Below are 17,796 nucleotides of genomic sequence, written 5' to 3'. Positions count from 1 at the left end.
ACTGGACATTTATTAATATACTAAATATCAAAATCAATAATGCCATTTTCGGTTAATTCAAACGGACCAGGTGTGATTTCTGCATCGGGTCTCTTTGTTCCAAAAAAGTCGGAGTCAAAACGATATGGAGTGCTGTTGGGTTCCTCATACTTCATATCGGCGTGATACGTCTTTCCAAGCAGGTCAGTGGTAACCAACATGGCAGAAGTTCCCCGGAGCAATTCGGGCTCGTTGATCTGAATGTGCACCCCGCCTAACACAGGATTAATCTCAACGTTTATGCCCTTCTGTGTATATACCTTGGCATTGGATTCATGACGACTTGGAACCGCATGGTTAAGAAATACATTTCCACCCATAGCTACTGGAAGAACGGCATTCCCTATAAAGAAATCCTTCGCGGCATCGCCAAGCTCAATAAGCTCCTCTTTGGTGTATTCCCACCATTTCTTATCTTTTACATCAGGATGTTGATCGTAGCCACCCAGTCCCACAGCATGCAGATAGCAAATGGAATTGTCCGGAACACCATCCATGACTGTCTTCCCGTCCTCTCCAACTTCATCCCTTGATTTAAGTGGCAGATGCTCAAAGAAGGTAATAGGAACAGGTTCCTTATGCGCATCGTTATCACCCAAGAAGATATTGTTGTAGTATCGATCATCGCCTCCAGTGATATTGGAGTATCCGGCCATGGCCGTCTCGTGCGGGAAGTGGTATGGCGTGATACGGGTAATCTCGGAACGAACTACAAATCGGCCTGCAAACAAATTATGAGCAAATGCCCCGCCCTGAGCCATATTTCTGAAATTCATGGGAGAGAGAAATAGATTATGATCGACCATATACGGACCATGGCAAACCTCAACGAAGAGGTCTTCAGAAAGGTTGTCAAAAAATACATTACGGCTGATGCGGGTGCCCTGTGCCTGCCAGTCAAGCCAAAGCGCACGGTAACAGCTATACATTATATTTTCGCTAATTTGAGTATCCAGGGAAGCATGCAGTTTAATTCCTGCTACTTCGGCACCGTGTCTGAGTCGTTTGTGGTGAATATTGTAAATACGGTTCTGATAAATACGGCTAAAGGCTCCTCCCATATGACCCACTAAGCCTGCTTGTTCACAATCATGAATCACATTACCTCGAACGATGTGACTACCGACGTTATCCTTATGCCAGCCGGAGCGTAATGCTCGTAAAATAACCTCCTGCTCACGTTGAGTTCCGCCTTTACTGTGCTTCTCCAAAGAATCGCTATGACCTGTACCGATTTCGGTACCCAGGCTAATACCAACGCATTTGGATTCACTTATTATATTGTTTTCAATAATCCAGCCCTTGCTCCAGTGAGGTCCAATCAAACCTTCCTGGTAGTCCGTAGGCGGCGCCCATTGAGGAGAAGCTTGACGAAGTATGAAGCCGCTTACAGTTATATAGTCAATTCCTGGTTTCTCTGGCCAGAAGCAATATGGACGGACATTAATTTCTACATTTTCCTTACGAGGATCTTTTCCGCCAAAATTGGCCCAGATTTTTGTTGTTGTAGAACCAACTTCGGCATACCATTTTAACAGTGAATCCTTGGGATACTTGGCTTCGGGCCAAACTTCGGGATTGTGAACGCTTTCAACACTATCGCATTCATACAATGATTTGTTATCCAAATAGACATCACCGAGATGAATCGGGAAGGGCCCGTCAAACAACCAGTCTCCACTGAGCTCTATCTCATAGGGATTGCGAACGGAAAAAAGGGAATTGAGCACTTCTGTGCTCCAGACATGGTTTCCTTCAGACTTCCAGTCGGTAATCCGTTCAGCTCCTGTAATGACGACTTCCCCGTCTCCTGCGGATCGATATACGATTCGATGTTCCGCTGTTCCTCCATTAGCGGGGTTAACCCATTCCCTGTATACTCCCGCATGAACAATAACCGTATCACCAGCCATAGCGTGAGCCGCAGCGCGTGATAGGGTACGAAGGGGTTGATCCGCTGTTCCTTTTCCTTGATCATTCCCATGTATGGATACATGATATTCCATAGCAACTCTCCTTCTTCCTACCTTATAGAAGTCGTAAGAATTGCTTACAAGCTGAAGGCAGGATATTTTTTAAAAATATTGTTGTATTAAGTCATTATACTAGAAAATATATACAATAGGAGAGATAGGGATATAGATGTTTTATGTACAAGTGCTTGATTTCCCTATTCATTATTCTGAACAGGACAATTTTATTATTTTTCTTCTGGTTGTACGAGTATGACAACCACGAAAGCATGCCAGACTACAAGATCACATTCTAGGTAGCTCAGCACAGACGTCTATGATCTTTTTCGAGCCACAAAACGATGATATATCTTAAAAGGGACAGTTCAAAGTTGTATTATATAGCATCCTAATTAATCCCTTCTTATGGTAATATAAGTGAGCCAGTATATATTCTGATTTTAGAGAATGAAGAGCAAATTCAATACGAGACATCAATGGATAGGAGTGATTTTAAGTGAGTCAGTTTCTTCAGATGGGAGCAAATACAACTTTAAGTGCCGCAAAAGGGAATATTACGATTAGTCACGAAATCTCGAGTTTAATCGATATTTCATTAACCGCCTTCCTTTTAACGGATTCAGACAAGGTACAAGGAGATAGCGGGATCATCTTTTATAATCAACCAACAAGTTCCACAGGTGTAGCTACTCTTTTACCATCCGAGCAAGTGGGCAATACAAAAGTACATAAAATTAATTTTGACATGAATAAAGTCCCTGAAGGTATAACTAAAATAGCTATAACTCTGACAGAGGATAATAACTCAGGATTTTCGAACGTAAAAAATCTGACAGCAGACATATGTACACAAAATTCGATTATTCAGTTATCCCCGACCAGTTTCACGAACGAAAATGGAATCGTAGTTCTGGAGTTATATCTAAGGAATGGGCAGACAAAGGCGAAATCAATCTGGCGAGGATTTAATTCGGGGCTTGAAGGATTATGTAAAAACTATGGGGTTGAGGTTGAAGCGGATGAGCCAAACAAGCCTTCCGAACCTCAGATAACTCCAAATCAAACATCAAAAGGACCTAGTTCCACTGTATCTGCTGCTGATCACAAAAATAATCAACAATTAAAGTCATCGTTAAACCTTGAAAAGGTAAAGGGTAAGATCAATCTCGAAAAAGGACAAAAATCAGTACTTATTGATAAAACACCAGAGATTACGGCTACGGTATCGTGGAAGTCCGGGACGGATTATGATATCTACGCTTTGGTCTACAACAAGGATGGAAAGCAAATTGATGTAGCTATGTTTGGTGCGAAGGGCGTACCGCCTCTTCAAAGCTTTGGTAACGGGGCCGTGGAACATATGGGTGATGTGGGGAGAAACAGCAAAGCAACGAAGACAGAGGTAATTAAATTAAGATTAAGAGATGACATTCTTGCTGTTGTTCCTGTGGTTTATTCAGCTCAGTCCAATGGGACCGGTTCATTTTACAGATATAAGGTGTCCATGAGTATAGATAATCATGATGGGACTGCTGTTACGATATCGGCCAATAATGCTAATAATAATGATAAGATTTATACCTGTGTACCCGGAATACTTTATAACACGCCAGACGGCGTAATTATAAGCCCATTGGAGCTTTACAGTAAACCGAATTCAGAGTCCAGACCTATTCTTAAGATGGGATCTTCAAATATGGTAGAAGTTATAATGGATAAAGGGCCTAAAAATAACTATAAATAGTTAAAAATGGTTAGGGTAATGTTACAAAGAAAGGAAGCAGATTTAAGGCAATACATAGGCAGAACTGGGGTTTAAGTGTAAGAAGAAAACGAGCAGGCTCTGGAGTCGTATCATTGAATCCTTGTGCAAAGACTGAACCCGAGATTAGAGACAGAGACAACAAAGCAGCCCAGCTAAATGTGGTTATAAATCGGAAGTTTCATTTTAATCTTCTCCCTTCTCAACTCCTTCATGAATTTTTATACCATTTATTGGAGCTCTTATTCAGACGCGTAATTCAATAAATTTGTTTCTATATATTGAAAAATTTGTGATTTGATTTGTTTAAACATGTAATGTAGTCATTATGATATTTTTAGTTGTGAAATTAGTAATATTAGCTGCTTCCTAGGGGTGGGAAGATATTCTATGTGGAATTCCTTATATTCCTTAATCTCTTCTTGAGGATGAAGACAGAAGGAAAGGGCTGGTTGTGCCAGCCCCACTTTCATTTCTTTTTCTCCAACTCCGCCTTTAATCGTGCATTCTCTTCCAACAGCTTTTGGACGTCCAGGACATCCTTGCCGGAAACCCAGCCATACAAATCGTCTCTTGCCGCATACTTCGGCAATTGATCACGAAGTACCATTTTAATGTGCCGTACATCTTCAACATAATAGATCGGGATTTGTTCCATGACGGATTGCTTAAACTCTTGAAACTTCTGATAGTATTCTATTGCTGCGAAGTCATATGGCTTTTGTCTTAACGCTTCATCTGTGACAACAAAAGCAAATCTAGGTTTGCCCGCTTCTCCGGCATACTCATACTCCCAATGGATATAGCTCTTGGGTTCATCAGGAAGTGTTAAACCATAGAATCCTCCGAGAATCAGGACATATACATCGGACTCGTCGATCCCTCTCTTTCTAATTTTCATTGGACTTTCCTTGAAAAATTGCTCGATTCCCGTAGGGATATGACCGGCTTGAAGTACGGCTTCAACAGCGGTATGTCTTTCCTCAATAAGATCATAGTAAGTAGATGATATGTAAATTTGTAATTTTTTTCTCATAGGCCCACCCAAATTAGAGATTTAGTATAAATAGAATCTATCCATTAAATTCGAAAAAATGTTATGAAAGGGTCATATCTCTATGTTTGTCTCCAAAAACTCAAGATACTTTGGGTCATCTTCCATAAAAATGTCAATACCGGCGCCCATGTAAGCCCGGGTTAACTCGTCAGCCGCCTTTTCAAAGTTTTCCTGTTCATAATGTAACTGCCCCAGCCGAAGATGAATATATGGATTGCCCAACCTCTTCGGACACTGTACGGCATTAAAAAAGCACTTAAAGGCCTTATCGTAATTTTGCAGACGATAGTGGACATCACCAATAGCTACATATATCCAGGTAGCTGCCTCCCATTCTCGATGATTTTCTGGCAACAAACGGAGGGCGGAAATATATTTTTGCTTGCCCAAATCAAGATCGCCTGCCTCCACTAAAGCATCGCCTTGTTTACATAGAGTGGTAATTTCGGAGTAAGTGGAATCTGAAAGTTGCAACGCGATCGCTCCTGTTCTATTCGATGGGATTAAGAATTTTAGCCAATTATCGTTTTTTGGTTTTCATCGAAAATGATTGCGTCTGGTATTGCCGACAAGTCGTCTATCGCCCAAATGATATGATTCGTAAATGCTCTCCCATCATCAGGCGAGAATACGAAGCGAATGCGCTCGCATGCTCAGATCATTCTTGTTTCAAAATCAAAATAGGCGCTTAACTCAGAGGCAAGACACTCATGGAGTAAGGACTTGGCGACTTCGTAAGGCAGGCATGTATGACAGACATGATGATCCGATTCTCCTATTAAAATTAATGACCTCATAGCCTTAGTTTATTCTGTCCCAGATTGCGGTTTAATGGAATCCTGCGAATTTACCAATTCTCACATGATGACCCTATAAGATCAACTCCGCAAGACGATGAACCCCCTGCTCAATCGATGCTTCATCTACTTTTGCAAACCCCAAAACCCATCCTTTTCGTTTGCTTTCCAAACAATAAGGTCGAAGAGGGTATACACGTATTCCCTTTTGAAGAGCTAACTTTGTTACGGTGTCTTCGTCGTATGACTTTTCAGCTTCAAGGAGCATATGCAATCCCGTTTCTACCCCACTTAGTGTGAAACGCTCTCCCAAACCGCTTGCCACTATAGCTTTTGTCATGGCTTCATGTCTTCGTCGGTACACATTTCTGACTCTTCTCATATGGCGCATAAAATGCCCATTCTGGATGAAGTGGGTTAGAGTCAACTGGTCCATAATCGGAAGATGGCGGTAAATCAGCTCCTGTACCCTGGCTAGTTGAGCAATGGCCTCCACAGAGCCAACGATAGCCGAAATACGAATGCCTGGAGCAATCATTTTAGAAAAACTCATGAGGTACAAGGTATTATTAGGTGCCTGGCTAAACAGCGTTGGAAGTGGTTCCCCGCGATATCGAAATTCACTATCATAATCGTCCTCAATAATCCAGAATTGTTCTTGAGCAGTCTTATGTAATAATTGTTGCCTACGCGGCTCCGACATAACGACCCCGACCGCGCACTGGTGTGAAGGGGTTGTAAAGATCAGTTTGGATTGCGGGTGAATATGCTCAACCACTAGACCATACTTATCCACGGGAACGGGCACCACATTCATACGCCGATATTTCATCGCCATCCAGGCAGCTGGAAAACCGGGGTCTTCTACAGAGACAGTGTCTCCGTCAGTTAAAAGCGATTGTGCGATTAAGTCAATACTATGCTGAGCTCCTGAGGTCAACAGAATCTGATTGGTTTGGATATGGATGCCTCTTTCAAGTGATAAATAACGCTGAATCTGCTCACGTAATGGTGTGAAACCACAAGGATTACCGTAAGCCCAGTTGGATAAATCCATTGCAGCGGATGCGTGCAGAAGCGATTGTCGCCAGTTCTTTTGAAATTGTCCGTCTACATAGGGTTCATGGGGACTAAAATCAATATCCACGTCAGGATGTTCTTGGCCTTCGAACCAGTCGTGTAATTGATCGACAGTCGAGTTCAACAAAGGAAGTGAGGGGGGAATGGGGCCATCTGCTATTATTTCCTTCGTTGATTCAGTGACTTGTTGCCATTTACTAACCCGCGTCCCTCCTCGGCGAGATGTAACCGTATAGCCTCGACTTAGCAATTCCTCATAGACGATCTGTATCGTTGAGCGAGAGACACCTACCATATGAGCAAGTTCGCGGGAAGGAATCAGCAATTCCCCTGGCGCCCAGATCCCGCTAATAATATTATGAATCGCTTGATCAAGCAATTGCTGCCAGATTGGTCTCTTGTCATTACGATTTACTTTCATCATCGTACACACCTCCAGATAGAAGTTCCATAAATGCTCATTATGGATTGCTCATAACCTATATGTTTGGATGTTTTAACGCAATCCATTCACTGATATACTACCGTAATAACTCTGATATTTGCAATCTGGTCGTAGCTGCACTCTAGAAGAGTATCGGGGTTTAGAGTGGGATGAATGTGTTATGAGTGAAAGGAGAGGTTTAGAAATGAATTCGGTTCGTTACAAGATCAGGGAATGCCGGGATCAAGAGAAAATTGAACGTTTCCTTCATCAGGCGAGAATTGGGTATCTTGGGTTGGTTGATGGGGACCTGCCCTATGTTGTACCGCTTAATTATGTGTGGGCTGAGGAGAAGCTCTATTTTCACGGGGCTGGAGATGGAAGGCGTAATCATGTCATGAGTGAAAATCCAGAGGTATGTTTTACGGTATGTGAGGAATATGGGACCATCACTGACCCGGTACCTGCCAAAACGGATACGGCTTATATGAGCGTAATGGTATTTGGGCAAGCAGAGCCAATCACTGATTTGGATGAAGCCACCCATGTACTTCAGGAAATGATCATTAAATACGTACCGGGCTATTATAACCGCCCCTTGTCGAAGCAGCATGTGGACAAGTATAGGTCGGCCGTGTTCGGCGGACCGGTTCAAGTGTACCGTGTTATTCCGCACCATATGACGGCAAAAGAAAGCCCAATTGAAGCAGAAAAAATGTATAGAACGGTCATGAATGGCCGACGAGAGATTTGACGACAAGATACCGTTACGACTTGCGTTAAGCTAACGTGTGCGGTAGTTCAATGAAAAGTGAACACGTAAGAGGTCACCTGGGCATAGCGTTCTGCTATGGAAATATGGGGTAAAGAACAAAGTGCGGCCTCAAATGATAGGTGAGGATTACCATGAGCTTCGATTATTGGAAAATTGGAAAAGACGATAGCTGTGAGCTGTCGCCTTTAACCCACTTTCATTTCTTTTTCTCCAACTCCGCCTTTAATCGTGCATTCTCTTCCAACAGCTTTTGAACGTCCAGGACATCCTTGCCGGAAACCCAGCCATACAAATCGTCTCTTGCCGCATACTTCGGCAATTGATCACGAAGTACCATTTTAATGTGCCGTACATCTTCAACATAATAGATCGGGATTTGTTCCATGACGGATTGCTTAAACTCTTGAAACTTCTGATAGTATTCTATTGCTGCGAAGTCATATGGCTTTTGTCTTAACGCTTCATCTGTGACAACAAAAGCAAATCTAGGTTTGCCCGCTTCTCCGGCATACTCATACTCCCAATGGATATAGCTCTTGGGTTCATCAGGAAGTGTTAAACCATAGAATCCTCCGAGAATCAGGACATATACATCGGACTCGTCGATCCCTCTCTTTCTAATTTTCATTGCACTTTCCTTGAAAAATTGCTCGATTCCAGCAGGAAACCAGAGCATCTCTTAATTGACGTGCTCCTGGTTTTTGAAGCAGTAATTTGTTGTTTTGGAATCTCCTCCAGACCGTCTGCCGATATTTCCTGCAACCCTGTGTTGATTTCGCGTAAATCACGAACTTAACGGAGGCTGGCAAGGAAGAAAGTGACGGGAACAGAACGATACCGGTTATGATCATCACGCGAACGGACCCGGCATACTTAATGAGCCAATTGATCGGGACAGCCACGTATTCAATTTTTTACACCTCTTCTTGTTAAGTGATGAATCTATCAGCTTCCTTGGATAAACAAAAAAAAAGAGCCGCACATCATGCGGCTCTCCATTTGATTTTAGCGCCCGCCCGTATTTGAAGCCCAGACAGGAATCCAACTATTAGGATAATTGCTATTGGTAAGGGTTGTGTTATAGAGAACTAAATTCCCATCACTTTGCATGACCAGTGTGTCACCCGTTGTGTTAGCCGGCAAGCTGCTTCCGTGATGGCCTGGAATCCATGAGGCGGTATTGGCAGACCAAACGCCTTGCAGTATAGAAGTATCAATCACCCAAACCTTATCATACCCCCAACCCGTGTAATATTCGAATTTACCTGAGACAGGGTTGAATCCATAGCGATAACCATATTGGTATACATCTTTATATGATCCGCCATAGGAATAAATTACGGGCTTACCCACTGATTCAAACTTGAACGCAACAGCCCCACTGTTACTAGTACCGCTACTCCAAAGAGAAGAACCATTCTGATAGATAACGAAATTCCCGTCATTTTGCCAAATGGCTGAAAACCTGCCATCTTGGGAAGTGAGATAGTCACCCTTCGCCATGCTGCTGCCTACAGTGAGCTTATCTCCAAGATAGCCCGCGGAAGCCGTCGCTGGTACGGCAAATGCCAAAATCAATAAGCAGGCCATAAAAACTCGAAAAGATCTGGGGAAAAGTGGTTTGTTCATTGGGCACACTCCTAAGTTATTTATAATGGTTAAAGCTAAATGCGTAGAAAATAAACCCTTACAGTGCATTGCAGGTTGCTGCGCAGCATTCGGTTAGGAGCGATGAAGGAGAAACCAATACACATCCCCAAAAGGTGCTGAACGGGGATCAGATCTAAAATACGCTCAGGTTCACCTCCATTAATAGAATTGATTCTGGTACATATTATGTAGTTTGAATTATGTATTTAGGAGATGGAGATTCGAATAGGTTCTCATTGTCAGCAATGAGTCCATATCATCAAATAACCGAACATACTTTATTTCCCAGTATAGCAACCAAGAAATATAAAAGCCATAATTTTCTATTTAAAATCACTAAATTTAACATGATAGAGGTATATGTAAATTTTTTTGCAGTCCGTTAGGTTTCTTCTCTACCAATCTTTCGATTTTTACATCCATTTTATATATTTTACGATATTTATGAATTGAACTATGGTAAAATATTTCAGGATCTAAAATTGGAGAGGGGTTTTGTTAATTCATGTATTGGAAAAAAGTTCTGGGCCAAAGCACAATTCGTGTGGCAACTGCTGCACTACTACTCACCCAACTATTGGGCGCAGCAGGTTCGGTCTCTGCCGCAGGAAAAGATGTAGAAGTACACTTGATTGGTATCAATGACTTCCACGGTCAATTAGATACCACATCGATCGTTAGTGATAAAAAGGCAGGAACGGCTCCAATTCTAGCAACCTACTTAAAAGAAGCTCAAGCCAAATATGAACATTCCCTACTCTTCCATAATGGAGATTCTGTTGGTGCATCTGCTCCAGTCTCATCTATGGATCGTGACGAGCCTACCATGGAATGGATGAATATGATGGGCTTTGATGTAGCTTCTCTAGGCAATCATGAATTCGACCAAGGGATCGCTGCTTTGAAGGCCCAAATCTTTGGTGGCCTTGATCCAAAAGAAGGCAAGGTAACGCATGATGGTGCAAAGTTTGATTATGTCAATGCAAATGTCATTGAAACTGCCACTGGAAAAACATTGATTAAGCCCTATGTGATCAAAGAAGTGGGCGGAGTCAAAATCGGATTCATCGGATTAGTGACTAAATCCACACCTGCCAAAGTATCCCCATCTGGGACAGCAGGCGTGCGTTTCTTAAGCGCAGAAGAAGAAGTTGAAGCCGTTAATAAATATGCAAAAGAATTGCAAGATCAAGGTGTAGAAACGATCATCGTCTTGGCGCATGATCCAGCATCAACCAAAGAAGGCGTAACTACTGGAGAAGCGGCTGATTTAGCAAAAGCTTTGCCAGCAGATTCCCCTGTTGACGTTATCGTTGCAGGTGACAATCATGCTTTAGCTAACGGTGAAGTGAATGGAAAATTGATCGTTCAAGCCTATTCATATGGTACGGCATTTGAAGATATCAAGCTGATGATTGATCCTGCTACCGGGGATGTAACCGAAAAATCAGCTATCGTTACAACGACTTTCCAAGAGGGCGTAAAAGAAGACTCTGAATCTTTAGCTATTATTAAAAAATCATTAGACAAGCATCCTGAGCTGACGAAGCCAGTAGGTACAACGGATGGTTCTGTTACTCGTACAGATGCTTATAATAACGAAGCCGCTCTTGGCAACCTCATTGCAGATGCAATGCGTGAAGCAGACTTTGGGGATAAAGCAAGCGCTGCGGACTTTGCATTTATGAATCCAGGTGGTATTCGTGCGGATCTGCCAAAAGGCGATGTGACCTTTGCTGATCTTGCTAAAATCCAACCGTTTGGCAATACTTTAGTGAAACTGGAGTTGACTGGCGAACAAATTAAAACTTTGTTGCAGCAGCAATGGGGTACCAATGCTGACGGTACACCAAACACAAAAACTCTACAGATCTCAGGTTTGAAATATACTGCCGATTTCAACAAGCCAGTTGCAGAACGTGTTACTAGTCTTAGTCTGGAAGATGGCACACCAATTGATCCTGCAAAAACATATACGGCTGTTGTAAACAACTTTATGGCCGCAGGTGGAGACAACTATAAAGTGCTGGTGGATGCTAAATCATCTTTGGCTGGTCCTATCGATCTGGATGTATTCTACCAGTACATTGTAGATACGTATAAAGGCGGCGCTATTCAAGCTAAAACAGAAGGACGCATTACGAATCTAGCCGCATCTACAGAGCAAACAGAAACACCTGTAACCACAGAAGTCATTTCTCGTGCTGAATTTGTAAGTGCTCTGGTTGACCTGTTGAAACTAAACGAAGTAGCTGCAGCACCTGCATTCAAGGATGTTGCTGCTAACGCTGCATATGCAGATGCGATCGCTGAAGCTACTCATGCCGGATTCATTCAAGGCTATGGTGGTAACTTCTATCCGGATCGTGATATCACTCGTGAAGAAGCAGCTACTATTCTTGCTAAATTGCTGAAAGATCAAGCTTCTGATAAAAATGCAGCTACGATCATTGCAGGTTTTGAAGATGGCAAAACCGTTTCTACCTATGCAGTGAAATCTATGGCAAAACTGATTGACAAAGGTATTCTTAGTGCAGCAGAGAAAAACTTGCTTCAACCTAAACAAGGGCTTTCTACTAACGACGCCAAAGCTTTAATTGAAAAAGCTGTTGCAGCAAAAGCTTCATAATGTAGAACTGATACAAATCATATATTAAAACAGAAAAACACATCCTATTGGGTAAATAAGCTTTCCAGGAGAATGCTATTCCCCAATTTAGGATGTGTTTTTCATGCATCTCGCCAGCAGTTTATGGACGTGCTTGTCGGGGATTTTTTTGACATTCGCCCAGTCGCCCTTTCCGCGAATGCATATGATGATTATGCCTACTCATCGAAAGGAGCGATCACATATGGGATTTTTTCCAATGCCGGGACCTGGCGGAGGGTTTCCAGGCGGACCAGGTGGACCGGGAGGTCCGGGGGGTCCGGGCTTTCCAGGGGGTGCACCCGGAGGCGTTCAACCGCCGACGGCTCCTCCACCGCAGTTCGTACCGCAAATGCAGACCGCCACATATGCTATCGACCCCGGCGGGATCAGACGCTGCATGTTCCGCAACACATACATTTGGCTGAACAACGGCGAGCAATTCTGGTTCTTCCCGGTATTCGTCGGGCGTAATTCTGTTGCAGGGTTCAGATGGTTCGGTTTCTTCTGGGGATACTTCGGTATTGATTTGAATCGGATTAGCTCGTTCACATGTTTTTAAGACAGACAGCGCAAAGAGAACAGCCTGGGGGCTGTTCTCTTTGTTGTGTACCGCATCATCAATAAAGGAAGGAAGCCGCAGCCATACGATCGAAGTCAGCTTGGTTCTATGGAATAAAGAAACAACACGTTGTGCGCTATGCACTCGTGTTGTTTCGTTGTTAGATGGAGTTCATGTTTAGCAAAATTCTCCCCCGTCCATGTCTTGCTTCGCTTTTCTTCAGCGCTTTATCCGCTTGACTTAACGGGAATATGGAGTCAATCTCTGCTTTAATCGTACCTTCGGCTATTAATTCCGTTAAGCTATACAAGTCCTCGCGGGTAGGGAATTTGGTATTAAATTTAGCTGTAACGCCATGCTTCTGAGCGTTTTCTTGGGATGGATCCTGAGTCAAAGAGACGAGGATTCCGCCTTTCTTTAGAACGGACCAGGACCGGGTCTCTGTCTCGCCTCCAACAGAATCGACGACCAGATCTACTTCTTTGGCAGTGTCTTCGAAATTTGTCGTAGTATAATCGATGACTTGATCCGCACCCAAAGACTTAACGAAGTCCAGGTTAGGGGTTGAAGCCGTGGCGATCACAGTTGCTCCCTTCCACTTGGCTAACTGAACAGCGAACTGTCCAACTCCGCCTGCTGCGGCATGAACGAGAACCGTCTGTCCAGATAGGAGCTCGCCTTCGGTGAACAGCGCTTTCCAGGCTGCCTCAGCTCCAGCTTTAATAGCGGCCGCATCTTCAAACGGTAGATTGTCGGGCATTTTAACCAATTCCTGAATGGTTGCAATGCCATATTCTGCGTAAGCTCCTCTAATCATGCCGAAGATACGATCACCGGGCTTGAATTCCGTTACACTTTGCCCAATCTCTTCGACAACTCCCGAAGCGTAAAAACCGGGGATGTAGGGCAACGTTATAGGAAAAACATTTTGAAGCCAACCGTTACGAATTTTATAGTCAAGCGGAATGACTGCAGCATACACGATGCGAACGAGCACTTCGTCCGCTTGCGGTTGAGGGCGTTCAACGATGGCTCCCTTCAAAACGTTTGGGCCACCATATTCGTTGACCAGAATAGCTTGCATCGATTTTTTCGACATACATATCTCTCCTCCAATATCACTCATTGTTTGTCGGTATACTTCCATTTAATTTTCTAGTGTAACGGCTATTTTTTTGGCTAAAGCTACAAACTGTACTTTTTCTTCATCATTAAGATGTTCCGTTGTAATCTCTTCCAGCTTGCTCCAGGCCTGATTGACTCTGGATTCAATTTCACGCCCTGTTTGGGTGAGTGATACGAGGGTTACTCGTTTATCTTCCTCAGAGCGGCTGCAGGTAACAAGCCCCGCATCATCCAAACGACGAACGGATTTCGCTATGGTCGAGTGATCCAGGCGCAGTGATTTTGAGAGACTATTCTGAGATTGGCTGTCCCGGTGCCATAGCTGCATTAATACGAGTTCCTGCCCGGGGTATAAGCCTGCTTCCCGAAGCAGTTGTCCCGCAATTCGATGATGAGAACGGGCAAGACTGAAGATCGAGAAGCTAAGGGGAAACTGGTTGACCGCACTGATCTCATTTTCAATGGCTTCGTTGTTGTCACTGTTCTTCAATGATATCATCCTATCTTTATTTATGTGGTCGTCAACATATTTCATGAACTTAAGATAACACTTAAATATGTTGCCGTCAACATAAATTAAAAATCTCGGTAGAAGTTCAATACTAAACGGCATTTCTCTATGTACTTTCTCGGCTTAGAACCCCAAATACTCGTACCATGGATCTCACCAATCATGTTATTTACATATCAGAATGGATTAGCTGGATTCACGCATCGCCCAAGAGGTGAATTCACGTCAGAAAGCAGCGATTATGGTTACTCATGATGAACGTATGCTTGAATATTGCGACAAGGTATACCGGATGGAAGATGGAAAATTGTCTTTTCAGCTGGGAATAGGGCAGCGTATTCGGATCCAGCAGGAGACGAGCTCGATCTGAAGAGATCTTACGCGTTCGTCAGCTGGACGATGTGATGCAATGGACACTGGGCTGGGAAGGGAATGTAAAGGTAGAGGGGCCTGAGTCATTCCGACATCAGATTTACGAATAAACTAAAAAATGCTGGAACGCAAAAACGCTACTGACATTACGTTGTCAGTAGCGTTTTTATATATTAACGGTATGCGAATAACGCAGCGTTTTGGAGATAGGGTGACCTTTCTCATAATATGATTATCGAAGGTGGGAATTGGTGATGAGCAGTATCAAATGGGAAGTGGATCCGGACCACAGCTCTGTTGAGTTTTCAGTGGCGCATTTAATGATCAATAAAATCAAAGGAGCATTCGAGCATTTCGAAGCGATCCTAAGTTTTGACCCCAACGATGTAACAACCATGGGCATCCAGGCTTCCATAGAAGCAAATAGTATTACAACTCGCCAGCGGCAACGAGATGAACACCTGAGAAGTGAAGACTTCTTTCATGCTGCCAAATATCCAGTCATCACGTTTCAAAGCACCAGCTGCGTCCTTGCTGGCGAACGGCAATATGAACTTGCAGGTAATCTGACGCTCCATGGAGTAACAAAACCTGTTACTTTTCATACTGTTTTTGAAGGGTTTAATCAAGACCCTCGTGGCCGGGAACGTGTAGGATTTCATTCAACAGCCCGTATTGAACGCAATGAATTTGGTTTGACCTTCAACTCACCTTTGGAAACGGGTGGAATTGTCGTCGGAAATGAAGTGAGCATCGAGCTTTATATCGAAGCAATCAAAGTAATTTAGTGGTCCTAAAGACCACCCCTTATGCGGGGGGGCTTTATTCAAAATTTTGTCGTTACATAACTCGCGATGAATTGGCCAATAGCACTAGTAAAGCAGCGAGCTTCTAGAATTAAACAATGGTAACCGTCACCGCTGCATCATACATCCTTATCATCTACTACCTGCTGACAACCTTCTCCGTCGTTTCCGCAGCGACAACAGGGATACTCACCGTCACTTTCGCTCCGCCGGAGGGAGATACATTGTCTAGGCTTAAACTTCCCTTATGCTCCTGGGCTGCGGATTGGGCAATATACAGCCCCATCCCGTGATGATGATTGCTGGACTTTCGGCTCTGATCTCCTCTGTAGAACTGTTTAGCTGCATCTTTCAGATCGGCTGGGGAGAAGCCATTTCCTGTATCTGTGACTGTAAAATGGACGGCTGAGTCGTCGCCCCGAACCAGCAAGGCAATACTCCCTTGTGGAGGTGTATACTCGACTGCATTCGCGATGATGTTGATGATTCCCCGCTGAAGCAGCTCCTGATCTATGAAGAGGAATGGCGGTAGACTCTCCTTCTGGACAGACGTATACAGATTTTTGCTGGCGGAGAGAGCCTTTAACTGTAACTCTAATTCTTCAATAATCGCTGCTACAGGGACAGGTGCTTTCTGGCGAGATAATCTGGATTGCATGCTGGATAAATCAATGACCTCCTGCACGAAGGACTCTATGTCCTCGGCACTGCGGAGGATATATCCGTTGTACTCTCGCTGGAACTCGTTCTGAGCCGTCTCCTGCAAGAGCTCGGCATTTCCGCGGACAACGGTAAGTGGTGTCTTGATATCATGGGCCAGAGCGGAAATTTGTTCTCTGCGGGAACGCTCCATCTCCCACTGTTGGTTGAGCGAAGCATGCAGAGCTTTCTTCATCCGATCCAGTGAGGCCAATACATCGTCGATTTCGGTGATCCCACTGGGCTTGACTGTGAACTCAAGATTCTCTCGTTGGATGTTCTCTGTCGCTTCTACCAATCCAGCCATTTTCTGCGAGAGCCTTTTGCCGAACAGGGCAGCGAGTAATGCGGCCTGGAGCAGAATACCGAAGATAAAGAACAGGACTCCCAATAGCTGAGGATTCGGCAGATAGTTGCGCAGCAAGGATGATGCATATTGCGGCGTTAGGCTATAACGAAATATCCAGACCTCTTGACCACGTTGGGCCGTTTTATAGAAATTATAACCCTGATTATCGCTTTGCTGCGTCATTTCCCAGAGATGTAATGCCTTGTCATGACTCATATTGCCGTTGAGGAGCTCTCCTTTACTGGTGAAGACTGCATAATCGAGCAATTCCGGAACCATATCAGGTGTTACAGCAGGGCTTGAGAGAAGACGATCCGTGAACGCAGCAATTTCCTTCTCAACATAATTGGCAGGCAGCACGGCGTTTGAAGCAAGGGACAGTGCAAACAACCCAAGCAATACCCCCAGCAGCAGGATCGTCCCCAAACTTAGGAACAGAAGATATTGCAGGAAAAAGGTGCGAAGGCGCACGGTTTTGATTCGTTTTACAGTTTCCACTTATATCCGATCCCCCAGATGGTCTCAATGGCGTCGATTCCGCATTTGCTTAGCTTGGCACGGATGTTTTTGACATGTTCCGTAATAGCACTGCTGTCGCTTGCTCCATCATATCCAAAGACTCCTTCATAAATATGTTCTTTGGAGAATACCTGTCCGCGACTACGGGCCAGAAACTCGCAAATTTCGTATTCGCTTTTGGTTAGAGGTACCTTGTCTTCTAGGACAAACAGCTCTTTACCGGAGAGGTTGAAGCGTACATTGTCCAGGTACAGAACATTCCGCCGCTCCCTGATTTCCCGCCTAAGGTGTGCGTTAATCCGTGCTCTCAGCGCACCTATCCCGAAGGGTTTCATAATATAATCATCTGCTCCCAGCCCTAATCCGTACATCAGATCCGCTTCCTGCGTTTTGGCCGTTAAAAAAAGGATTGGACAATCCACAGCGGCACGGATCTCCCGGCAAAGGGTAAAGCCGTCCACCCCCGGCATCATCACATCCAGCAAAATAAGATCATACACCCCAAGGTCAGTCTGACGTACCTGTTTGGGATCGGAGACTAATGTTACCAGATGCTGATCTGCAATAAGCGCGTTACGGATCAACGACAGAATGGCGGGTTCGTCATCGACCACCAGTATTTTTGCCATATTCGTTCCCTCAATTTATA

15 protein-coding genes and 1 pseudogene are annotated in these 17,796 nt (G+C 44.0%); 6 read left to right on the top strand and 10 right to left on the bottom strand.

The genetic code is table 11. From position 1 onward, the window contains the following. Positions 1-20 precede the first annotated feature (20 nt). Entirely contained in the window at positions 21-2,045 is a 2,025-nt protein-coding gene (locus JNUCC31_RS14315; protein ID WP_192272089.1) for a right-handed parallel beta-helix repeat-containing protein, read from the bottom strand. A 463-nt stretch (positions 2,046-2,508) separates the two neighbouring features. Between JNUCC31_RS14315 and JNUCC31_RS14310 the strand changes: the two genes are divergently transcribed. After that, on the top strand, positions 2,509-3,756 hold the full coding sequence (locus JNUCC31_RS14310; protein WP_192272087.1) for a TerD family protein: 1,248 nt from the start codon (positions 2,509-2,511) through the stop codon (positions 3,754-3,756). 487 nt (positions 3,757-4,243) lie between these two features. Here JNUCC31_RS14310 and JNUCC31_RS14305 read toward each other — a convergent pair whose 3' ends face one another. The 3 genes from JNUCC31_RS14305 to pdxR form a co-directional block, all read right to left on the bottom strand. After that, positions 4,244-4,810, bottom strand: coding sequence for a DUF4062 domain-containing protein (locus tag JNUCC31_RS14305; protein ID WP_192272085.1), 567 nt, complete (start codon positions 4,808-4,810; stop codon positions 4,244-4,246). A 72-nt stretch (positions 4,811-4,882) separates the two neighbouring features. Next, positions 4,883-5,305: a tetratricopeptide repeat protein gene (locus JNUCC31_RS14300; protein WP_192272083.1), complete on the bottom strand. Its 423-nt coding sequence runs from the start codon at positions 5,303-5,305 to the stop codon at positions 4,883-4,885. 396 nt (positions 5,306-5,701) lie between these two features. After that, positions 5,702-7,132, bottom strand: coding sequence for a MocR-like pyridoxine biosynthesis transcription factor PdxR (gene pdxR, locus JNUCC31_RS14295; RefSeq protein WP_192272081.1), 1,431 nt, complete (start codon positions 7,130-7,132; stop codon positions 5,702-5,704). 205 nt (positions 7,133-7,337) lie between these two features. On the opposite strand from pdxR, the gene JNUCC31_RS14290 reads away from it, so the two are divergent. After that, positions 7,338-7,886 carry a pyridoxamine 5'-phosphate oxidase family protein gene (locus JNUCC31_RS14290; RefSeq protein WP_192272079.1) on the top strand — a complete coding sequence of 183 codons (549 nt, stop codon included), beginning with the start codon at positions 7,338-7,340 and terminating at the stop codon, positions 7,884-7,886. Between the two features lie 217 nt (positions 7,887-8,103). Here JNUCC31_RS14290 and JNUCC31_RS14285 read toward each other — a convergent pair. Together JNUCC31_RS14285 and JNUCC31_RS14280 are read right to left on the bottom strand one after the other, a co-directional pair. Continuing rightward, positions 8,104-8,571: pseudogene (locus JNUCC31_RS14285) on the bottom strand (DUF4062 domain-containing protein); the annotation flags it as partial. Between the two features lie 341 nt (positions 8,572-8,912). Beyond that, a complete protein-coding gene (locus tag JNUCC31_RS14280; RefSeq protein ID WP_192272077.1) occupies positions 8,913-9,536 on the bottom strand; it encodes a hypothetical protein in 624 nt (207 codons plus the stop codon). A 526-nt stretch (positions 9,537-10,062) separates the two neighbouring features. Here JNUCC31_RS14280 and JNUCC31_RS14275 point away from each other — a divergent pair. Both JNUCC31_RS14275 and JNUCC31_RS14270 read left to right on the top strand, forming a co-directional pair. Continuing rightward, on the top strand, positions 10,063-12,186 hold the full coding sequence (locus JNUCC31_RS14275) for a 5'-nucleotidase C-terminal domain-containing protein (protein WP_192272075.1): 2,124 nt from the start codon (positions 10,063-10,065) through the stop codon (positions 12,184-12,186). Between the two features lie 223 nt (positions 12,187-12,409). Continuing rightward, positions 12,410-12,766 carry a collagen-like protein gene (locus JNUCC31_RS14270; RefSeq protein WP_192272073.1) on the top strand — a complete coding sequence of 119 codons (357 nt, stop codon included), beginning with the start codon at positions 12,410-12,412 and terminating at the stop codon, positions 12,764-12,766. Positions 12,767-12,926: 160 nt separating this feature from the next. Here the strand turns inward: JNUCC31_RS14270 and JNUCC31_RS14265 are convergent, their stop codons facing one another. Next, positions 12,927-13,865: an NADP-dependent oxidoreductase gene (locus tag JNUCC31_RS14265; protein ID WP_192272071.1), complete on the bottom strand. Its 939-nt coding sequence runs from the start codon at positions 13,863-13,865 to the stop codon at positions 12,927-12,929. A 48-nt stretch (positions 13,866-13,913) separates the two neighbouring features. Beyond that, positions 13,914-14,390 (bottom strand): MarR family winged helix-turn-helix transcriptional regulator, encoded by a 477-nt coding sequence (locus JNUCC31_RS14260; protein ID WP_228469663.1) that lies wholly within the window; start codon positions 14,388-14,390, stop codon positions 13,914-13,916. A 226-nt stretch (positions 14,391-14,616) separates the two neighbouring features. Between JNUCC31_RS14260 and JNUCC31_RS33345 the strand changes: the two genes are divergently transcribed. Both JNUCC31_RS33345 and JNUCC31_RS14255 read left to right on the top strand, forming a co-directional pair. Further along, positions 14,617-14,772, top strand: a complete 156-nt coding sequence (locus JNUCC31_RS33345; RefSeq protein ID WP_228469662.1) for a hypothetical protein — start codon at positions 14,617-14,619, stop codon at positions 14,770-14,772. A 256-nt stretch (positions 14,773-15,028) separates the two neighbouring features. Beyond that, complete coding sequence (locus JNUCC31_RS14255) at positions 15,029-15,562, top strand: YceI family protein (RefSeq protein WP_192272067.1); 534 nt, start codon at positions 15,029-15,031, stop codon at positions 15,560-15,562. A gap of 157 nt (positions 15,563-15,719) precedes the next feature. On the opposite strand, the gene JNUCC31_RS14250 is transcribed toward JNUCC31_RS14255, so the two are convergent. Both JNUCC31_RS14250 and JNUCC31_RS14245 read right to left on the bottom strand, forming a co-directional pair. Continuing rightward, positions 15,720-17,126 (bottom strand): HAMP domain-containing sensor histidine kinase, encoded by a 1,407-nt coding sequence (locus tag JNUCC31_RS14250; RefSeq protein ID WP_192272065.1) that lies wholly within the window; start codon positions 17,124-17,126, stop codon positions 15,720-15,722. Further along, positions 17,114-17,776: a response regulator transcription factor gene (locus tag JNUCC31_RS14245; RefSeq protein WP_192272063.1), complete on the bottom strand. Its 663-nt coding sequence runs from the start codon at positions 17,774-17,776 to the stop codon at positions 17,114-17,116. The genes JNUCC31_RS14250 and JNUCC31_RS14245 overlap by 13 nt, the downstream gene beginning before the upstream one ends. Positions 17,777-17,796 lie beyond the last annotated feature (20 nt).

The organism is Paenibacillus sp. JNUCC-31 (genome assembly GCF_014844075.1).
Lineage (GTDB): Bacteria > Bacillota > Bacilli > Paenibacillales > Paenibacillaceae > Paenibacillus.
The sequence above is the reverse complement of the archived record's forward strand: the minus strand, read 5'-3'. Positions and strand labels throughout refer to the sequence as shown.